The 1755-nt window shown below is 57.0% G+C and carries 3 protein-coding genes and 1 tRNA gene; 3 read left to right on the top strand and 1 reads right to left on the bottom strand.

Annotated elements, in window-relative coordinates; all coding sequences use genetic code 11:
- A tRNA-Tyr gene (locus ABYT07_RS20910) sits at window positions 1–84 on the bottom strand.
- Between the two features lie 127 nt (window positions 85–211).
- Here ABYT07_RS20910 and rlmB point away from each other — a divergent pair.
- From rlmB to ABYT07_RS20895, 3 genes are all read left to right on the top strand, one after another.
- Window positions 212–988, top strand: a complete 777-nt coding sequence (rlmB, locus tag ABYT07_RS20905; protein ID WP_372993921.1) for a 23S rRNA (guanosine(2251)-2'-O)-methyltransferase RlmB — start codon at window positions 212–214, stop codon at window positions 986–988.
- A gap of 26 nt (window positions 989–1014) precedes the next feature.
- A complete protein-coding gene (locus ABYT07_RS20900; protein WP_372993920.1) occupies window positions 1015–1320 on the top strand; it encodes a hypothetical protein in 306 nt (101 codons plus the stop codon).
- 228 nt (window positions 1321–1548) lie between these two features.
- The coding region (locus ABYT07_RS20895; protein WP_372993919.1) for a CoA-binding protein at window positions 1549–1755 on the top strand (207 nt) is incomplete at its 3' end.

Here is a 1755-nt window from a genome sequence, read left to right as displayed (position 1 = left end):
TGGTGGGCGACCCTGGAATCGAACCAGGCGTGCGTCTCCGCGAGGGAGTTACAGTCCCCTGCCACACCTTGCGGCCTGTCGCCCACTTTCACCCTGTGCATTGCACCGGATGTGAAGGCGTGATTACAAGCGGTCCTGATAGCCGTCAAGGCGAAAACCTAGGCGAAGGGCAGGGAATTTTGCCTTGCAACATATTATAAAGGGTGCCGCGATGAAAAAACCTAAGTGGGTTGTGCAAAAAGAGCAGGAAAAAAAGGTCGAGGCCAACCAGACGGTGTGGCTTTTCGGTCTGCATGCGGTGCGTGACGCGCTAGAGAATCCTGCGCGTGAAAAATTAAAGCTGATGGTTACGCCGAATGCCCAGATCAAACTGGAAGCCGCGATTGCGCAGGCGGGCATCACCCCCGAGGTCGTGGACCCCCGTAAATTTCGCCCGCCGCTGGACCAGGGGTCGGTGCATCAGGGTGCCGTGCTTGAGGTAAAGCCGCTGTCATGGGGAAGTTTGGCCGAGGTGTGCATCGGGGCCGAAGCGCCGCGTGTACTGCTGCTGGACCGCGTGACCGATCCGCATAACGTTGGGGCGATCTTGCGCTCTGCCGAGGTGCTTGGCGCGTCGGCTGTGATCGGCATGCGGCACCATGCGGCCCCCGAAACAGGGTCCTTGGCCAAATCCGCGAGCGGCGCATTGGAACGGCAGCCCTATCTGCGGGTCCGCAATCTGGCCGATTCGATCAAAGAGCTCCAGAATATGGGCTATCTGGTGCTTGGGCTGGACGGAGAAGCCGAGGTGACTGTCGAAGCCGCCCTTGAGGGCAAGCGTGACCGTCCCGTCGCATTGGTCTTGGGGGCCGAAGGGCCGGGTCTGCGGGAAAAGACCAAAGAGACCGTCGACATGCTGGTACGGATTGACGCAGAGGGCGGTTTTGGATCGCTCAATGTCTCGAACGCGGCTGCAATCGCATTATATGCGTCGCGTCCCCACGGCTAAGGCGGGCAGGCATCAGGAGAAACGCAGTGGGCTACCCAACCAAGATCGCAACCTGTTGTTTTTGCGGCAGCAAGGCTGCGCTGGTTTTGGATGCGGGGCGTCATGAGCTTGCCTGTGCGCAATGCGGCGCACCGCTGCATGATCTCAAGCAAATACCGGTTCCAAAGGCGAGCCCAACGCGCAGCACGCAAGAGCTGCGCCAGTTTCCTGCGGCAACGTCAAAGGGGACTGTTAAGGCGATGAAAGTCGGGCGAAAGAAACCAAAGAGGAAATCTTGGCTCAAGAAAATGTCGAGCGAGGTTTTTGATCTGGTCGAAGATATTTTTGACTGAGGCCTTCCCGTGGGGTGTCGGCAGAAATCGGCTCATTTCTTTAGAATTTGTTCACGGAATTGGCACAGGGTCTTTGAATGCGTTTGAGAGAGCTTAACTCAACTGTATGACAGCAGGCCCGGAACGCCTGCTGGTCACTTACTGTCCCTCGTTCCACACCTTTGCGCCCTTAAGATTTTGTCTTGAGGGCGCTTTTTTTTGACAATGGATGCGTGTAGAGATTTACGCATGATATATTCTGATACCCTGTTGAAAGATGTCCTGAGCCGCGCCAAACGGATCGCGATTGTGGGCGTTTCCATGAACCCCGTGCGCCCAAGTTACTTTGTTGCGCGATATCTGAAACTTAAAGGGTTTGATGTGGTCCCCGTGAACCCGGTGCATGAAGGCGAAATGCTGTTTGGCGCGCGCGTGGTCGGGAGGCTTGGGGACATC

Source organism: Sulfitobacter sp. (assembly GCF_041552635.1).
Lineage (GTDB): Bacteria > Pseudomonadota > Alphaproteobacteria > Rhodobacterales > Rhodobacteraceae > Sulfitobacter.
Note: the sequence above shows the minus strand (reverse complement) of the source record. Positions and strands in the feature narration are given on the sequence as shown.

Coding starts and splice junctions, on each gene's coding strand:
- rlmB (WP_372993921.1), top strand. CDS start 212: ATGAAAAAACCTAAGTGGGTTGTGCAAAAAGAGCAGGAAAAAAAGGTC.